The following is a 16,749-nucleotide window of genomic DNA, read 5'->3' as shown; positions in this document are numbered from 1 at the left end:
CATGTTCCCCAGAAGCGGTCTCGTCAGGAGACTGTCCCGCCCCGGCATCCGGTTCCGGGCGCTTCCGCCGTCCTCACGGCTCGCCCTCGGCGTGCTGGCGGTCGTGATCCTCGCCGCCGTGTTCGCGCCGCTGATCGCCGCCGATCCGCTCGCCACCGGCGTCCCCGTCCAGGCACCCAGCGGCGCCCACTGGTTCGGCACCGACCGGGTCGGCCGGGACATCTTCGCGCGTGTCGTCTACGGCGCCCGCTACTCCCTGGTCATCGGTCTGGGCTCGACCGCCGCCGCCCTCGTGCTGGGCGCCGTCCTCGGCTCGCTCGCCGCCACCTCGCGCAAACTCGGCGACGAGTCGGTGATGCGCACGCTCGACATCGTGATGGCCTTCCCGCCGATCGCGCTCGCGGCCGTACTGGTCACCGTCTTCGGCACCAGCCTGCCCGTGCTCATCCTCTGCATCGCGTTCGTCTACATGCCCTCGCTCGCCCGTGTGGTGCGCGCCAACGTCATGGCGCAGTACGGCGAGGACTACGTGGCCGCCGAGAAGGTGATCGGCGCCCGCCGCGCGTACATCGTCGTCCGCCACGTGGCCGTCAACTGCGCCGCGCCCGTCATGGTGTTCGCCACCGTGCTGGTCGCCGACGCCATCATCTTCGAGGCCAGCCTTTCCTTCATCGGGGCCGGTGTGCAGGACCCCGACCCCAGCTGGGGCAACGTCCTGTCCTACGGCCGGCAGATCCTGCTGTCGGGCGGCTGGTGGGCCACCCTGCTGCCCGGCCTTGTGCTGCTGGTGACCGTACTCGCCCTGAACATCCTGTCCGAGGGCCTCACCGACGCGGCGGCGGCGCCGTCCGACGCCCGCGCGGACGACGGGGATCCACAGCCGTCGGCGCCCTCCGTGGCCGAGACCGCCGTATCCGCCGTGTCCGGTGCGGCCGGGAGCGCCGAGTCCGCTTCCGCTGGTGCCGCCGGTGCGGCTGATGCCGCAGGTCCCGTCGCGAACACCGACGCCGCCGCGGACGTCGACGCCGCGCTCGCCCGGCTCTCCGCGCGTGTGCTGAGTGGTCCGTCCGCCGTCCCTCCGATCGCCGGCGACGCGCCCGAGCTCCTGGTCGTGGAGGACCTGACCATCCGCTTCCCGGACCGCTACGGCGACACCCGGGTCGTGGACGGCATCTCCTTCTCGGTCCGCGAGGGCGAGACCCTCGGCCTGGTCGGCGAGTCGGGCTGCGGCAAGAGCATCACCAGCCTGGCCGTCATGGGCCTGCTGGCCCGCAACGCCGAGGTCGGCGGTCGCGTCGAGTACCGCGGCCGGAACCTCCTGGAGCTCGGCCCCCGGCAGCGCCGGGCCCTCAACGGCCCGGAGATCGCCATGGTCTACCAGGACGCTCTCTCCTCACTGAACCCCTCGGTGCTCGTCGGCCGTCAGCTCAAGCAGCTCACCAGCCGCGGCGGTACGCAGACCCCCGCCGAACTGCTCGAACTCGTCGGCCTCGACCCGCGGCGGACCCTGCGCAGCTACCCGCACGAACTCTCCGGCGGCCAGCGTCAGCGCGTACTGATCGCCATGGCGCTCTCCCGCAGCCCCCGCCTGCTGATCGCGGACGAGCCGACCACCGCGCTCGACGTCACCGTCCAGGCCCAGGTGGTGGAACTGCTCGAACGGCTGCGCGACGAGCTCGGCTTCGCGATGATCCTCGTCTCCCACGACCTGGCGCTCGTCGGCGACCTGTCGCACCGGATCGCCGTGATGTACGCCGGCCAGGTCGCGGAGGTCGCCGGGACCCGGTCGCTGCTGTCCGCGCCCGCCCACCCCTACACCCGCGGTCTGCTCGGCTCGGTGGTGTCCCTGGAGGCGGGCGCCGAGCGGCTGCACCAGATCCCCGGCATCGTCCCGGCGCCCCGCCGCTTCGGGGACGGCTGCCGGTTCGCCTCGCGTTGCGCGGCGGCGACCGACGTGTGCCGCACCACCCCGCCCGTCCCCGGCGGCGGGCCCGACCACAGCACCGCGTGCCACCACCCCGTGTCGGCCGCCATGCTTCAGGGGAGCAACCGATGATCCGGCTCGACCACGTTCACGTACGCCACAAGGCCCGCGGCGGCGGCCTGTTCGACCGCGGCCACGTGCACGCCCTGACCGACGCCTCGCTGGAGGTCGGGCGCGGGGAGATCGTCGGCCTGGTCGGCGAGTCCGGCTGCGGCAAGTCGACCCTGGCGCGGGTGCTGACGGGTCTGCAGCGGCCCACCGAGGGCACGGTCACCTTCCACGGCGAGGACCTGTGGACGATGCCCGGCGCGCGGCGGCGCGGCGAGTTCGGGTCCTCCGTCGGCGTCGTCTTCCAGGACCCGTCGACCGCCCTGAACCCGCGGCTGCCGGTGGGCCGGATCCTGCGCGACCCACTGGACGTGCACCGGCGGGGTGGCGACAAGGAACGCGACGCGCGGGTCGAGGAGTTGCTGGATCTGGTCGGCCTGCCCGCGCACACCCTGCGGGCCCTGCCGGGACAGCTCTCCGGCGGGCAGCGCCAGCGCGTCGCCATCGCCCGCGCGCTCGCCCTGGAACCGGAGTTGATCGTCGCCGACGAGCCGACCAGCGCCCTCGACGTGTCGGTACGCGCGCAGGTCCTCAACCTCCTGGTGGACCTGCGGGACCGGCTGAACCTCGGCATGGTGTTCATCTCGCACGACATCCAGACCGTGCGGCACCTCGCCGACCGGCTCGCGGTGCTCTACCTCGGCCGGATCGTGGAGGAGGGCCCGGCGCGACGCGTCGCCGACTCCCCCGCGCACCCGTACACCCAGGCCCTGCTGTCGGCCACTCCGAGCCTGATGGAGCGCAGCGAACGCATCGTGCTGCACGGCCCGGTGCCGTCCGCGGTCAACCCACCGCCGGGCTGCCCCTTCAGCACCCGCTGCTGGAAGGCCGACGACGCCTGCGTGACCGCCTTCCCCGCGGCCCGGTCCGACTCGGACGAGTCCCACCGGTGGCACTGCGTCCACCCGCAGACCGAGGACGACCGGACGTAGGAAGGCCGCCGTTGTGTACGGGCCCTCTCGTCCGCCTTACCGAGGCGGAGGAGAGGGCCCACGCGCAGGCCGAGCCGGTGGTCACGGCACCTTCCTCGCGGCGCAACCATGAGCGGCCCTCAGGCATCATGATCATCAACCGGGGGTTCACGAGAAGGGGCATCCATGCACGCAGACAGGCGCTGGGCCAGATCCGCCGTCGCCGCCGCGGGAGCGGTGATCCTCTTCACCACCGCCTGCGAGGGAACGCCGGCCTCGGCAGACGGGGACAAGGGCAACCCCGGCTTCGCGGCCTTCCAGGGCAAGCCCTGTCCAGAGCTCACCGCCGCCGACAGGACCAACGGCTACCTGATCACCACGGTCGCCGACCCGCGCGAAGGCATCACCGTCCGCCCCGGCGGCGAACCGCGGACCGTCCTCGTCAAGCTCTGCAACACCACCGGCAGGGCACTCCGCGACATCGCGCTCTCCGCGCAGGTCGAGTGGAACTACGCGGGCGAGCGGCCGCCCAAGCTGACGGTGGAACGGCGCGAGGCCCCCGACGGTGACTGGCACCCCGTCGAACTGGTCGTGGCCAACGACTACCAGCCGCTGACCGGCGCTTCCGGGGCGCGGGACCTGCCCGCCCACGGCACCCGCACCGTGGAGTACCGGATCAGCGCCGCCGAGGACGCCCCCGAGGGCCGGGGATGGCTCGGTATCCATGCCGTCCGGGCCGACGCGGACCCGCTCGACATGAAGGACATGCGGGGCGGCGGCAGCGGAGGATTGCCGCTCACCACCGCCCCTGGCGAGTGATGGGCCCGTCGGCATCCCGCCTACGGGGTCCCCTGAGATGATCGATCCGCCGGCGACGCCGCCTGGAGCGGAGTCGACCCCGCAGTCGGGGTCCGCCCGGGAGCAAGTCACCCTGCCACCGGTCCCGGGCGGGCCGGGCGTCAGCCGCTGGAGCAGACGGTGCCGTTGAGGCGGAAGACCGTCGGGTCCGGGTTGGGCCCGTCATTGGCGCCGACGAAGCCGAACGAGGCCGTCGACCCACCGTTCGGAGCCAGCGGCCCGGCATCCTCGGGAGCGGTCACCCGTACGTGCCGGCCGGTCTGGTGGAACGTGGCGTTCCAGCCGGAGGACACCGACTGACGGTCAGTCGGCCAGTCCCAGTCCACGGTCCAGCCGGTGATCGGGGTGTCCGAGAGGTTCTGGACGGTGACCGTGGCCACGAATCCGTTCCCCCAGCCCGTGTCGCGGTGGTAGGTCACCACGCAGGTGGCGTCCCGCGGGGTGCCGGTGGTGAAGGTCAGCGGAGTGGACGGGGCGGAGAGCCGTCCCGAGGCGTCGGCCGCCAGCACGTTGACCGTGTGGGTGCTGCCCGGGGGAAGGTTCCGCAGGGTCACGGACGTGCCGGTGGTCTCGCCGACCAGCCAGGTGTGAGCGCCGTCGCGTTCCTGGACCAGGTAGCGGGCGGCGCCCCGCGCACCCTCCCAGGACAGGCGCGCCGTGGTGTCGGTCACCGCCTCCAGCCGTGGGGTCCCCGGGGCCTCGGCACCGGAGGCACCGGGCCCGGTGCCGGCTTGCGGGGTGAGGGTTACAGTGAGCATCCCGCGCGGCGGCACGGTCACCCGGGAGACGGACGCCCCGCCCTCGGTGACGTCGGTGATGTCGCTGTCGCCGGGCGCGTAGCGGCGGACCTCGGGGGCGGCGCCGGACGGGGTGAAGCCCGTGTACTCAAGGCCCACGGTCCGGGCGGCGTCCGGGTCCTTGTTGATGAGCAGGACGCTCAGACGCCCGTCGCGACGGTGCACGGCGTGTGCGGAGACGTCCTGCGCGGAGGACGCGGCGGCGACCAGGGTGTCGCCCGCGGCGCCCAGTTCGCCGGTCATCTTCATGCCGTAGTACGGGTGGAACGGCGCGTTCGTCGCCGGCTCGCAGACGTCACCGGTGCAGGAACCGCTGGACAGCATTCCCATGTCGCCGTAGTCGGTCTCGCCGTCGACGGTGGTGATCTGGTCCGGGCCGTTGTGGGTGTTCCACCAGTCGACGGTGAAGACGCCGTTCTCCAGAGCCGTCATGAACGCGTCGGCGGCGAAAAGGCCGTTGGGTCGGGCGGTGAGCCTGGCGCCGCCGGTGTTGGTGTTGATCTCGGTGACGGCGATGCCGAGGCGCGGTGAGTCGGCGCCCGCGTACCGGTCGATCTGGCTGCGTACCTCCCGCAGTTCGCCGGGCAGCATCGTCAGCCTGGTCATGGCGTCCTCGGCGGTGGTGTCGGAGCCGCCCGCGTACCAGTGGACGCTCACGAAGTCGATGACGTCGGTGACTTCGGAGAGCACGGTGTGGTTCCAGTCGCCCGGATCTCCTTCGCCGACGACGCCGTCCGGCCATTGGCCCGGGGTGGTGAGGACCGCGCCGATCTTGATGGTCGGGTCGACGGCCTTCATGGCCTTGGCGTAGGCGCGGACCTGACGGGCGTACTCCCGGGGGCTCTTGTCCTCGTGCTCGTCGTGCTCCCAGCCGTTGCCGTAGTGGCCGTTGCCGTAGATCTCGTTGCCGATCTCCCAGTACCGCGCACCGTAGTGCTTGGTGACGTTCGCGTACCGGACCCAGCCGGCAGCCTCCTCGGGCGTGCCGGAACCGTAGTTGGCGATCAGTATCGGCTGGGCGCCGACGGCACGGGCGGTACCCATGAAGGAGTCGAAGTCGGTGCCGGGGGCGACGTATCCACCGGGCGCCGTATGTGTCTTCCAGTGGTAGATGTCCGCGTACGAACCGCCGGGATAACGCATCGCCCCGACATCGGCCGCCTTCATCAGGCCGGCGACCTCGGGATCGTTCATGTGCGAGTCCCAGATCGCGGCATTGACGCCGCGTGCCGTGTCGGGCATGCGGCCCAGCGACGCCTGCGTGTTGACCCGGACATCGACGTCCGCGGCGGGCGCCTCCCGCGCGGCGGCGGACGCGACGGCGGCGGCGCTCGGCGGGGACAGCAGGGCGAGCGCGGCGGCCAGGACGGCGGCGGTGCGTGCGAGGTGGCGGGGGCCGGTGCCGGCCGGCCGGCCGGCTCTCTGCGGTAAGGGCATGTGGGTCCTCCCTCGGGGTCCGACGGCACGGGCGGGGCAGGCGCTGCCGGACCGTGCGGCCGGACGGGTGGAGTGCCGGTGCGACGGCAGGACGTTCCGCGCCGGTGGCACGGGAAGCGGTGCGGGGACGCGGTGCGTTCGAGCGCGGGCGGGGCGGTGACCGGATCGCCCGCGGATGGGAGCGCTCCCATAATGAGAGTGGTGTGACGTCCTGTCAACGGACGGGACAGGCGCGGGAGGAGAGTCCCCCGCCCGCGCTGCCCGCGCCGCGCGTTCCCCTCCCGGTCACTCCGAGCCGCTTGCCCCTTCGTCGTGCACAAGGGTTCAGGGAACAGTCACGGTGACCGTTCCCCGAACGGGAACCGCTGATCGGGCCCGAGGCGCCTGCGGGCGACAGACCCTGCGATGGCACAGGGAGGACAGGAATAGCATCTGGTGGTGTCGTCGCCGGACCACGCGGATGCTGCTCCTGCCCGGCGTCAACCCGAATGACAACGGTCCCCTCAGCACTGCCCGCTGTCGGGCCGCCGGACGATCCCCCGGCAGGCCCGCACTCGTCAGCCGTCGTCTCCTGCGCCTCCTGGCGGGGGCCGGCGGTCGACCGCCGCGGCCGTTCGTGCCTGGAGGCGGGAGGCGGGAGAGCCGCCGCAGCGGAATCTAGCCGGGATACTCCTCCTCGGTGACGTGGCGACCCCAAGTGGTGTGATTGCCCTCGCTGTCGGACGCCTGGTAGGCGATCTGGGTGTGGAAGCACGTGGGTGTGGCGCCGTGCCAGTGATTCTCACCCGGTTCGATGTAGACGCGGTCACCCGGCCGCACTTCCTCGACCGGCCCTCCCTCACGCTGGATGAGACCGATTCCCTCGGTGACAAGGATCGTCTGGCCAAGAGGGTGGGTGTGCCATGACGTACGCGCACCAGGAGCGAAGTGGACGACTCCACCCATAATTCGCGAGGGCGGCGCCGGCGTGCTGATGACGTCGATGTGGACGCTCCCGGCGAACCATTCGCCGGGACCAGCCATCGTTTCAAGTCCGTTCCTCATGACCTTCATCATTGTCCTCCTATGTAGGTGTTCGTCCTCGAAGCGAGGGCAGTCGCCGAACTTTCGTCGAGCTGGTCCGGTCGTACGCGGCCTCTCGCCGAATTCAGTCGAGGCCAGGAAAACACCGTTCCGACGGGGGTGGGAGGGCGGGCTTATCCATGTACTCACAGGGCACCCCACGGCCCCTGCATCGGAGGTAATCTCGTGGCCGTGGACGCAAAGACCGAGATACGGGATTTCATCACCTCACGGCGAGCAAAGATCACGCCCGAGGAGGTTGGCCTTCCCTCCTACGGGGTGCGACGGGTTCCGGGTCTCCGGCGAGAGGAAGTCGCAACTCTGGCAGGAGTCAGCGTCGACTACTACAACCGGATGGAGCGCGGCAACCTGGCGGGCGTTTCGGAGGAGATCCTCGAAGCGGTCGCGGGCGCGCTTCGTCTGGACGAGGCCGAGCGGGCGCATCTTTTCAACCTGGCTCGCGCCTCGAGAGATCAGGTCACCGACAAGCGCCGCAGACCGGCCAGGCGAACTGTGCGCCCGAGCATCGAGTGGATGATCAATGCGCTGAACGGTGCTGCCGCTTTCGTCGTCAACAGTCGTCAGGACATACTCGCCGTCAACCATCTCGGACGGGAATTCTACGCACCGATGTTCACATCGCGCGCACCCGCGAACGTGGCCCGGTTCACTTATCTCGATCCGCGCGCCAAGGAATTCTTCGCCGATTGGGGCCGGACGGCCAAAGAATGTGTCGCGGCCTTGAGAGCGCAAGTCGGGCGCGACCCGTTCGACCGTGACCTGTCCGAGCTCGTCGGCGAACTCTCGCTGTACTCCGACGAATTCGCCGCGCTTTGGGCCACCCACAACGTGCGCCTGCATCGTGAAGCAGAGAAGCGCTTCAATCATCCTCTCGTCGGCGAGCTCATACTGCGGTACGAGCGACTCGCGGTAACCGCGGACCCCGGCGTGGAGATCTTCACCTACGTGGCGGAGCCCGGATCACGATCCGAGGAGGGATTCAACTTCTTGGCGAGTTATGCGGGAGGCGGAAGCGACTTGCCGAGCCGCCCATCTTGCAAGTCGGACACCTGAGCATCACCTGCAACACGGCGAACGGTCATATGCCGGCGCGGTTCGTGGGCTCGGCGGACATCGTTCGACCAGGTGATACCGGGTTGTTCGTCGCCCTCGGCCGCCTGGCCGAGCCGCGCCCGCGCGGCTCCGTGGTTCTTCCACCGGACGTCCGAGGGGGACGTCGGCGTTGCCGAAGCCGGCGAGAGTCATGTCGCGCGCGTGGGTGAGGAGTTGCCCGAAACCAGCGCGCGGCGCCGGGGCCGGTGCGTCGCGGGGCGGCGGACGCATCCCCATCGCCGGCCGCGGGTCACTGACCACCACCCAGCGCTACCCGCACCCGGACGCACACAAGATCCGGTCGTCGTGCCCCGCTGGCCCCGGTCAGGCACGCCGGTCCTTGACTGGTCCCCAAGAATGACCAAGGGCCGGTTTCGGATGTCTCCGAAACCGGCCCTGATCTGCGACTGTCTCCAGTCGGGACGACAGGATTTGAACCTGCGACCCCTTGACCCCCAGTCAAGTGCGCTACCAAGCTGCGCCACGTCCCGTTGCCCGTCTGACCTGGGGTTTCCCCTGGCTGAACGCGCAGGAAAACAATACCGCACTCAGGTCGGTGGTCGCGCACGGGTTTTGTCCGGGCGGTGACGGCTGGCGGTACTTGACCTCAAGTTCGGTTGAGGTCGCACCCTCGTGGCATGACGATCACCGAGGAGACCGGACGCGTCCACGGCTACGACGATCTGCCCGGGCTGATGGGGCTCATGACCGGCGACGAGAAGCACGGACCGGCGGCCACGTCCACGCTGGACGTGCTCTGGGTGCTCTACGACCGGGTGCTCAAGGTCCGCCCGGAGCAGCCGGACGACCCCGAGCGGGACCGGTTCCTGCTGTCGAAGGGACACGGCCCGATGGCGTACTACGCGGTGCTCGCCGCGAAGGGCTTCGTACCGGTCGGCTGGCTGCCTGGCTTCGGCACCTACGACTCCCCGCTCGGCCACCATCCGGACCGCACCCTGGTGCCGGGCGCCGAGATCGGCAGCGGGTCGCTCGGGCACGGACTGCCCATCGCCGTCGGCACGGCCCTGGGGCTGCGCGCCCAGGGGCTGAAGCGGCCCCGCGTGTGGGTGCTGACCGGGGACGCCGAACTGGACGAGGGCAGCAATCACGAGGCCATCGCCTTCGCCGGGCCCGCCGGACTCGAGCAATTGCACACCGTCGTCGTCGACAACGCCTCCGCCAGTCATGCCCGTCCCGGCGGCATCGCGGCCCGCTTCGAGGTGGCGGGCTGGTCGACCGCGAGCGTCGACGGCCGCGATCACGAGGCGCTGTACGCCGCGTTCACGGCTCCGCATCCGGGCCGTCCGCACGTGGTGGTGGCCCGGGTTGAGCCGAAGAACCCGTGATCCGGAACCCGCTGAGCAGGCCCCCCGGCTTCCCCCGACTCACCGACACAGAAGGGCTCGACCCCCATGGACACCATGCGTGACCGTCTCGCACCGGCCGTCTCGCGCCTGCTCGACGAGGATCCGCGGGTGGCGGTCGTCCTCGCCGAGATCGGCAGGGACGGTTTCACCGACGCGTGGCGCCGGCATCCCGACCGGGTGATCAACGTCGGCATCCGCGAGCAGCTCCTCGTCGGTGCAGGCGCCGGACTGGCGCTGACCGGTATGCGACCCATCCTGCACACCTTCGCGAGCTTCCTCGTCGAGCGCCCCTTCGAACAGGTCAAACTGGATCTGGGGCACCAGGGCGTGGGCGCGGTGCTGGTCAGCGCCGCCGCCTCCTTCGACTGGCCCGCGGGCGGCTACACCCACATGGCACCCGGCGACGTGGCACTGCTCGACACCCTGGACGGCTGGACCGTCCATGTGCCCGGACACCCGGACGAGGCCGAGGCCCTGCTGCGGCACGCGGTCGCCGCGGGCGACGACAAGGTCTACGTACGGCTGTCCGTGCAGTCGAACGCCGACCGCCGCCCGGTCGACGGCGAGCACTTCGTGACCGTCCGCGAGGGCCGCTCGGGCGTGGTGGTCGCCGTCGGGCCCCTGCTCGACGCCGTGCTCACCGCGACGGAGGGCCTGGACGTGACGGTGCTGTACGCGACGACCGTCCGGCCCTTCGACGCGGCCGCCCTGCGCCTGGCCACCGAGTCGGCCGGTACGGACGTCGTCCTCGTCGAGCCGTACCTGGCGGACACGTCGGCCTCGGCGGCGAACGACGCGCTCCGCGATGTGCCGCACCGCGTGCTGGGGCTCGGCGTGCGCCGCGCGGAGCTGCGGCGCTACGGGACCGCGGAGGAGCACACCGCCGCGCACGGGCTCGACGCCCGGTCGCTGCGGGAACGGATCTCGGCGTTCCTCGGGACCCGGGCCGGGGCGGGCATCGCAATCGCCCCGGGCACCTGAGGGCCGGTCCCTCAAAGCCGGTACCGCAAGGCTCGATGCCTGAAGGCCGATGCTTCAAGGGGGCCAGTGCCTCAGGGGCGGTGCCTGAAAGGCTTCCGCGCGAAGGCAGCGGCGGCCGGGCCCCAGGGCCGGAGTCGCCCCCGTCAGTGCGGTTCGGGGTGCGTCCGCCCGGTTGTCGCCTCCACGGCCCCCTCGGGCGCGTGCGGGCCATGGGTGCCGCGTGCGTCGGCCCGTATGAGGCCGCGTATCGCGGGCACCGCCAGCAGGATCGTCGGGACGACGAGACTCATCCCGGCGGACACCAGCAGCACGTGGTCCGCGCCCAGGGCGGTGGCGGCCGGGCCCGCCAGGGCCTGGCCGACGGGCATCATGGCGAGGGAGCCCGCCACGTCGTAGGCGTGGATGCGGTTGAGGACGTCGGAGGGGACCTGGGTCTGGACACTGGTCGCCCACATCACGCCCCAGAACGACATGCCCGCCCCGGCGACGGCGGCACCCGCCGCCATGGCCGGCACGCCGAAGCCGGCCCCGACCGTCGCCGGGAAGCCGACGAAGGCGAACAGGGCGAACGCTCCGGCGCGCAGCATACGGCGGGGGCGCAGCCGCAGGGCGAGGAAGCCGCCGACGACGGTGCCGGCGCCGAGGGCGGAGTTGATCAGGCCGTAGGCGCGCGGGCCGTGCTGCTGGACGACTTCGGTCGCCACCAGCGGGACGGTCGGACCCCAGACGGCGATCATGTACAGACACCAGACGGCGATGACGCCCCAGAGCCATGACCTGGCCCTGAACTCCCGCCATCCTTCGACCAGATCGGCTCTGAAGGCACTGGCGGCGGTGCGGTCCGGTGCGCCGGTCCGGATGAGCGGGGGCAGCCGGAGCAGGAGCAGGCACAGGGCGCTGACCCCGTAGGTGGCGGCGTGCGCCGCGAACACCCCGCCGGGTGAGGCGAAGCCGACGAGCAGGCCCGCGGCGGCGGGGCCCGCGAGCTGGGCCGAGGACTCGGCGATGCGTATGGCGCCGTTGGCCGCCTGGACGTCGGAGGCGAGCCGGGGCACCGTGCTGGCCACGCCGGGCTGGAACACGGCGCCCGCCACGCCGTTGACGAGGCCGATCGCGCAGATCTCCCAGAGCACCACGTGCCCGGAGTAGAAGAGCACGGCGGCCAGGGACTGGGTGCCGACCCGCACCAGGTCGGCGCCGATCATCAGCTTGCGGGTGCTGAACCGGTCGGCGATGACCCCGCCGAAGACCACGAGTCCGGCGAAGGCGGCGGCCGTCGAGGCCATGGCGAGGCCGACCGCGCCCGCGCCGTATCCGTGCTGGAGCAGGCCCGCGGCGAGGGCGACCGGCAGCATGGTGTCGCCGAGCCGGGCGACGGCCCGCGCGACGAAGAACAGCGCGAAGTCCCGCGACCACACCGACCGCGCCCGACCGCCGTCCCCCACTCCGGCCCCGGCCCCGACTCGGACCCCCGCTCCGGGTCCGGCTCCGGCTCCGGCAGCGAGGTCATCCCGCCCCGGGGCCTCCCCCGTCGACGGCTGCGACGGCTGCGACGACGTTCCGGTCATCCCTGCGGCACTCCCCTCCCCGACCGATCCCCCACCCCTGCCGACCGCGGCCCCTCCCGCGTCGGCCGGCCCCACTGTCTCCGGATCATGCCACGGCCCGCTGACAACGCCCGAGGGGGTTTTCAGCGGGCGGTGGGCAGTCCCAGCTCCGGATGGGCCTCGAGCAGCCGCGGCGGAGCCGCCTGGCGCCAGGAGTCCGCCAGGATGTCCCGCAGCTCGGCCTCGTCCTCCAGCGCCGCGAGCCGGACCCGTACCCAGGCGAACTGCGCCTCATGACCGGCGATCCAGAACTTCTCCGGCTCGGCCAGGACCAGTTCGTCCCGCTCCTCCTTGGGACAGCGCACGGCTATGGAGGTCTCCTCCTCCGGCAGGGTGGCGAACATCTTCCCCGCGACCCGGAACGTGGGCATGCTCCAGGCGGTCTTCTCGGTGGTGTCCGGCAGGGACAGGGCGATACGGCGTACGTCATGGGCATCCGGCATGCCACGCACGCTAACCCGTGCCACTGACAGCCGGCCCGAGGAAGCCGCGGGCACCCCCCTACGCCTGCGCCGCCTCGTCCAGGGCCTGGAGCACCGGGCGGATCAGCGGGTGCCCCTCGGCTCCCCGGCGCACCGCCGCGAAGACCCGTCGGGTGGGCGCCACGCCGTCCACGGGCCGGACGACCACGCCCGTGAGGTCCATGCCGCGCAGCGCGGAGCGAGGGACGAGGGCCACGCCCGCGTCGGCCGAGGCAAGGGCCACGACGGCGCGGAAGTCGTCGGAGGAGTGTTCCAGGCGGGGCTGGAAGCCGGCGCTCTCGCAGGCCAGGACGACCACGTCGTGGCAGGGGTTGCCGGGGTAGGGGCCGATCCAGGTGTCCTTGGCCAGCTCGGCGAGCTGGACCTCGGCGGCGTCGGCCAGCCGGTGGGCGACCGGAACGACCGCGTCGAACGGCTCGGCGTACAGCGGCACGTGGGTCAGCCGGGGGTCGTCGGCGGACGGCGCGCCCCGGTACTCGACGGCGACCGCCACGTCGACCTGCCGGTCCAGCACCATCGGCAGGCTGGCGTCGCCCTCCGCGTCCCGCACGCGGATGCGGATGCCGGGCGCCGTACCGGCCAGGCGGGCCACCGCGGGCGCCACCACCTGCGCGATGCCCGTGGCGAAGGCGGCGACCGTCACCGTGCCGGCCTCGCCGGAGCCGTAGGCGGCGAGCTCGGCCTCCGCCCGCTCCAGCTGGGCGAGGACCGCGTTGGTGTGGCTGAGCAGGATCTCCCCGGCCGGGGTCAGCCGTACGCCCTTGGCGCCGCGCTCGACCAGCCGGTGACCGGTCTCCTGCTCCAGGGCCGTGAGCTGCTGCGAGACGGCCGAGGGGGTGAGGTAGAGCGCGGCGGCAGCGGCGGTCACCGTGCGGTGGTCGGCCACCGCACGGAGGATGTGCAGCCGCCGCGCTTCGATCATGCGAACGATTATCGCAAGACCTGGGACCGGTCGGCTCCCGGCTCAGCCCTCCAGCTCGGCGCGCGCCGCGACGAACGCGTCCACCGCGCGGTTCACGTCCTCGATGGAGTGCGCGGCGGAGAGCTGCACGCGGATGCGCGCCTGGCCCTGCGGCACGACCGGGTAGGAGAAGCCGATCACGTACACGCCGCGCTCCAGGAGCAGCTCCGCCATGCGGGCCGCCTCGGACGCGTCGCCGATCATCACCGGGGCGATGGCGTGGTCGCCGGGGAGGATGTCGAAGCCCTCCTCGGTCATCCGGCGGCGGAACAGCGCGGTGTTCTCGGTGAGCCGGATCCGCAGGTCGTCCGCGGACTCCAGCAGGTCCAGCACCTTGAGGGAGGCCGCCGCGATCACCGGGGCGAGCGTGTTGGAGAACAGGTACGGCCGGGAGCGCTGGCGCAGCAGGGCGACGATCTCGGCGCGGGCGGCGACGTAGCCGCCGGAGGCGCCGCCGAGCGCCTTGCCGAGGGTGCCGGTGATGATGTCCACGCGGTCCATGACGCCGTGCAGTTCGGGGGTGCCGCGGCCGCCGGGGCCGACGAAGCCGACGGCGTGGGAGTCGTCGACCATGACCATGGCGTCGTAGCGGTCGGCGAGGTCGCAGATCTCGCGCAGCGGCGCCACATAGCCGTCCATCGAGAACACGCCGTCGGTGACGACCAGCTTGCGGCGCGCCCCGCCCTCGGTGGCCTCCTTCAACTGCTGCTCCAGGTCCGCGAGATCGCGGTTGGCGTAGCGGAAGCGGCGGGCCTTGGACAGCCGGATGCCGTCGATGATCGAGGCGTGGTTGAGGGCGTCGGAGATGACCGCGTCCTCGGGGCCGAGCAGCGTCTCGAACACGCCGCCGTTGGCGTCGAAGCAGGAGGAGTACAGGATCGTGTCCTCCTGGCCGAGGAACGCCGACAGCCGGGCCTCCAGCTCCTTGTGCACCTCCTGGGTGCCGCAGATGAAGCGCACGGAGGCCATGCCGTAGCCCCAGCGGTCCAGGGCCTCGTGGGCGGCGGTGACGACCTCGGGGTGGTCGGCGAGGCCGAGGTAGTTGTTGGCGCAGAAGTTGAGGACCTCGCCGGGGCGGCCGCCCGCGGTGACCGCGACGGTCGCGGACTGCGGGGTGCCGATGACGCGCTCGGGCTTGTGCAGCCCGGCGGCGCGGATCTCGTCGAGGGTGGCGCGCAGGTCGTCGCGCACGGAGTCGAACATCAGGGTGCTCCTTGAAGGTGCCGGCGGAAGGCGGAGAAGGTGAGGTACGCGGTCACGCGGTCCAGTCGAGGATGATCTTTCCGCCCTTGCCGCTGGCTGCGTCGGCGAAGGCCTCCTCGAAGTCCTCGTAGCCGTACCGGCCGGTGACGACGGGAGCGAGGTCGAGGCCGCCCTCCAGCAGTACCGACATGGCGTACCAGGTCTCGAACATCTCCCGGCCGTAGATGCCCTTGATGGTGATCATCGAGGTGACGACGCGGGCCCAGTCGACGGGGAACTCCTGGGCGGGCAGGCCCAGCATCGCGATCTTGCCGCCGTGCGTCAGGTTCGCGATCATGTCGCGCATCGCCTCGGGGCGGCCGGACATCTCCAGGCCGACGTCGAAGCCCTCGCGCAGGCCGAGCGTGCGCTGTCCCTCGGCGATCGTGTCCTTGGAGACGTTGAGGGCGAGGCTCACGCCGATCTTGCGGGCCAGCTCCAGACGCTCCTCGCTCACGTCGGTGATGACGACGTTGCGCGCGCCGGCGTGCCGCGCGACGGCCGCCGCCATCAGGCCGATCGGGCCGGCACCGGTGATCAGGACGTCCTCGCCGACGAGCGGGAAGGACAGCGCGGTGTGCACGGCGTTGCCGAACGGGTCGAAGATCGCGGCGATGTCGAGGTCGACGGGGACGCGGTGCACCCAGACGTTGGCGGCGGGCAGGGCGACGTACTCGGCGAACGCGCCGTCGCGTCCGACGCCGAGGCCGATGGTGGCCCGGCACAGGTGGCGGCGTCCGGCCAGGCAGTTGCGGCACTTGCCGCACACCAGGTGGCCCTCGCCGCTGACCCGGTCGCCGGGCTTGATGTCGTCGACGTCCGCGCCGGTCTCGACGACCTCGCCGACGAACTCGTGCCCGACCACGAGCGGGGTGCGGATCGCCTGCTGGGCCCAGCCGTCCCAGGCCCGGATGTGCAGGTCGGTGCCGCAGATGCCGGTCCGCAGGACCTTGATCAGTACGTCGCCGGGTCCGATGACGGGCTCGGGGACGTCCGCGAGCCACAACCCGGGCTCCGCCTTCTGCTTGACCAGCGCCTTCAACGCTACCGCTCCTGTGGTTCCGGGCCCCGGGTCAGGGCGTGCCAGGGCAGCCCGCGTCCGGGGGAGGGGTGGATTCCGTTAGCAATCTGCCGTACGGCGGCACGCCGGTCCATCGAGGATTTCTTAAGCACGGCCACAGCTCCGCTTCACGCCGTTCCCGGGCGTCGGCACAGGTCAGAACAGGAAGCCCTCGGGCTCCCGGCGTTCCAGCCGTGGGGCGAGTTCCGCGGCGGCCGCCTTGATGGTCCGCAGCCCCTCCCGGCCCCACGGCCGCGGTTCGACGTCGACGACGCACACCGTGCCGAGCACCATCTGCGTACTGTCGATGAGCGGTGCGCCCAGATAGGAGCGGATGCCGTACTCGTCCACGATCGCGTTGCCCGCGAACCGCGGATAGTCGCGGACGTCCTCGAGGACCAGGGCCTTGTGCCGCACCACGACATGGGGGCAGAAGCCGTAGTCGCGGGCCAGCCGGCGGCCCAGCTCACGTCGGCCTCCGTCGCCGTCGCCTCCGGTGTCGGTGTCGGTTTCGGTGTCGACGCTCAGGACGTCGCGTTCGGGCCGGTGCAGCCCGGCGAAGAACTGCCCCCGCTCGTCCAGGAAGTTGACCATCGCGTACGGCGCCCGGGTGAACGCGGCGAGGCGGTCGGCGAAGGCGTCGAGAGCGGGCTCGGGGCGCTCCCCCAGGCCCAGGCGGCGCAGCCGCTCGGTGCGGGCGGGGGCGTCCTTGTCCTCCGGGGTCAGCAGCAGGCGACCGGCCGGGCGGGGCGGCTCGTAGCTCATGGCCGGGCTCCGTC

14 protein-coding genes and 1 tRNA gene are annotated in these 16,749 nt (G+C 71.9%); 6 read left to right on the top strand and 9 right to left on the bottom strand.

Translation table 11 applies throughout. From position 1 onward, the window contains the following. Position 1: 1 nt before the first annotated feature. From CG719_RS20055 to CG719_RS20045, 3 genes are all read left to right on the top strand, one after another. On the top strand, positions 2-2,056 hold the full coding sequence (locus CG719_RS20055; RefSeq protein WP_100570059.1) for a dipeptide/oligopeptide/nickel ABC transporter permease/ATP-binding protein: 2,055 nt from the start codon (positions 2-4) through the stop codon (positions 2,054-2,056). Next, the gene (locus CG719_RS20050; protein ID WP_100570058.1) at positions 2,053-3,024 is read left to right on the top strand and encodes an oligopeptide/dipeptide ABC transporter ATP-binding protein; all 972 of its coding nucleotides are present in this window, start codon (positions 2,053-2,055) and stop codon (positions 3,022-3,024) included. The genes CG719_RS20055 and CG719_RS20050 overlap by 4 nt, the downstream gene beginning before the upstream one ends. Positions 3,025-3,189: 165 nt before the next feature. Next, entirely contained in the window at positions 3,190-3,822 is a 633-nt protein-coding gene (locus CG719_RS20045; RefSeq protein WP_100570057.1) for a hypothetical protein, read from the top strand. A gap of 140 nt (positions 3,823-3,962) precedes the next feature. Here the strand turns inward: CG719_RS20045 and CG719_RS20040 are convergent, their stop codons facing one another. Both CG719_RS20040 and CG719_RS20035 read right to left on the bottom strand, forming a co-directional pair. Next, positions 3,963-6,095 (bottom strand): cellulose binding domain-containing protein, encoded by a 2,133-nt coding sequence (locus CG719_RS20040; protein ID WP_100570056.1) that lies wholly within the window; start codon positions 6,093-6,095, stop codon positions 3,963-3,965. A gap of 657 nt (positions 6,096-6,752) precedes the next feature. After that, positions 6,753-7,151 (bottom strand): (R)-mandelonitrile lyase, encoded by a 399-nt coding sequence (locus CG719_RS20035; protein ID WP_234375665.1) that lies wholly within the window; start codon positions 7,149-7,151, stop codon positions 6,753-6,755. 198 nt (positions 7,152-7,349) lie between these two features. On the opposite strand from CG719_RS20035, the gene CG719_RS20030 reads away from it, so the two are divergent. Beyond that, a complete protein-coding gene (locus CG719_RS20030; protein WP_100570324.1) occupies positions 7,350-8,231 on the top strand; it encodes a helix-turn-helix transcriptional regulator in 882 nt (293 codons plus the stop codon). Positions 8,232-8,687: 456 nt separating this feature from the next. On the opposite strand, the gene CG719_RS20025 is transcribed toward CG719_RS20030, so the two are convergent. Then, a tRNA-Pro gene (locus CG719_RS20025) sits at positions 8,688-8,761 on the bottom strand. Positions 8,762-8,908: 147 nt separating this feature from the next. Here CG719_RS20025 and CG719_RS20020 point away from each other — a divergent pair. Both CG719_RS20020 and CG719_RS20015 read left to right on the top strand, forming a co-directional pair. Further along, positions 8,909-9,616, top strand: coding sequence for a transketolase (locus CG719_RS20020; protein ID WP_100570055.1), 708 nt, complete (start codon positions 8,909-8,911; stop codon positions 9,614-9,616). A gap of 66 nt (positions 9,617-9,682) precedes the next feature. Continuing rightward, the gene (locus CG719_RS20015; RefSeq protein ID WP_100570054.1) at positions 9,683-10,618 is read left to right on the top strand and encodes a transketolase family protein; all 936 of its coding nucleotides are present in this window, start codon (positions 9,683-9,685) and stop codon (positions 10,616-10,618) included. A 143-nt stretch (positions 10,619-10,761) separates the two neighbouring features. Here the strand turns inward: CG719_RS20015 and CG719_RS20010 are convergent, their stop codons facing one another. The 6 genes from CG719_RS20010 to CG719_RS19985 form a co-directional block, all read right to left on the bottom strand. Beyond that, a complete protein-coding gene (locus tag CG719_RS20010) occupies positions 10,762-12,186 on the bottom strand; it encodes an MFS transporter (protein WP_442802736.1) in 1,425 nt (474 codons plus the stop codon). 122 nt (positions 12,187-12,308) lie between these two features. Next, entirely contained in the window at positions 12,309-12,668 is a 360-nt protein-coding gene (locus CG719_RS20005; RefSeq protein WP_100570053.1) for an MmcQ/YjbR family DNA-binding protein, read from the bottom strand. Between the two features lie 58 nt (positions 12,669-12,726). Further along, positions 12,727-13,629 carry a LysR family transcriptional regulator gene (locus tag CG719_RS20000; protein WP_100570052.1) on the bottom strand — a complete coding sequence of 301 codons (903 nt, stop codon included), beginning with the start codon at positions 13,627-13,629 and terminating at the stop codon, positions 12,727-12,729. 42 nt (positions 13,630-13,671) lie between these two features. After that, positions 13,672-14,871, bottom strand: coding sequence for a glycine C-acetyltransferase (locus tag CG719_RS19995; protein WP_100570051.1), 1,200 nt, complete (start codon positions 14,869-14,871; stop codon positions 13,672-13,674). 52 nt (positions 14,872-14,923) lie between these two features. Continuing rightward, positions 14,924-15,952, bottom strand: a complete 1,029-nt coding sequence (gene tdh / locus CG719_RS19990; protein ID WP_100570050.1) for an L-threonine 3-dehydrogenase — start codon at positions 15,950-15,952, stop codon at positions 14,924-14,926. 174 nt (positions 15,953-16,126) lie between these two features. Next, the gene (locus CG719_RS19985) at positions 16,127-16,735 is read right to left on the bottom strand and encodes a GAF domain-containing protein (protein WP_100570049.1); all 609 of its coding nucleotides are present in this window, start codon (positions 16,733-16,735) and stop codon (positions 16,127-16,129) included. Between the last annotated feature and the right edge of the window lie 14 nt (positions 16,736-16,749).

The sequence above is a fragment of the Streptomyces sp. CB01373 genome, from assembly GCF_002803075.1.
Classification (GTDB): Bacteria; Actinomycetota; Actinomycetes; order Streptomycetales; family Streptomycetaceae; genus Streptomyces.
This window is presented reverse-complemented; position numbering and strand designations above follow the sequence as displayed.

Excerpts from the sequence above, each read along its gene's own strand:
- CG719_RS20055 (WP_100570059.1), top strand. The coding sequence starts at position 2 with ATGTTCCCCAGAAGCGGTCTCGTCAGGAGACTGTCCCGCCCCGGCATC.
- CG719_RS20050 (WP_100570058.1), top strand. The coding sequence starts at position 2,053 with ATGATCCGGCTCGACCACGTTCACGTACGCCACAAGGCCCGCGGCGGC.
- CG719_RS20045 (WP_100570057.1), top strand. The coding sequence starts at position 3,190 with ATGCACGCAGACAGGCGCTGGGCCAGATCCGCCGTCGCCGCCGCGGGA.
- CG719_RS20040 (WP_100570056.1), bottom strand. The coding sequence starts at position 6,095 with ATGCCCTTACCGCAGAGAGCCGGCCGGCCGGCCGGCACCGGCCCCCGC.
- CG719_RS20035 (WP_234375665.1), bottom strand. The coding sequence starts at position 7,151 with ATGATGAAGGTCATGAGGAACGGACTTGAAACGATGGCTGGTCCCGGC.
- CG719_RS20020 (WP_100570055.1), top strand. The coding sequence starts at position 8,909 with ATGACGATCACCGAGGAGACCGGACGCGTCCACGGCTACGACGATCTG.
- CG719_RS20015 (WP_100570054.1), top strand. The coding sequence starts at position 9,683 with ATGGACACCATGCGTGACCGTCTCGCACCGGCCGTCTCGCGCCTGCTC.
- CG719_RS20010 (WP_442802736.1), bottom strand. The coding sequence starts at position 12,186 with ATGACCGGAACGTCGTCGCAGCCGTCGCAGCCGTCGACGGGGGAGGCC.
- CG719_RS20005 (WP_100570053.1), bottom strand. The coding sequence starts at position 12,668 with ATGCCGGATGCCCATGACGTACGCCGTATCGCCCTGTCCCTGCCGGAC.
- CG719_RS20000 (WP_100570052.1), bottom strand. The coding sequence starts at position 13,629 with ATGATCGAAGCGCGGCGGCTGCACATCCTCCGTGCGGTGGCCGACCAC.
- CG719_RS19995 (WP_100570051.1), bottom strand. The coding sequence starts at position 14,871 with ATGTTCGACTCCGTGCGCGACGACCTGCGCGCCACCCTCGACGAGATC.
- CG719_RS19985 (WP_100570049.1), bottom strand. The coding sequence starts at position 16,735 with ATGAGCTACGAGCCGCCCCGCCCGGCCGGTCGCCTGCTGCTGACCCCG.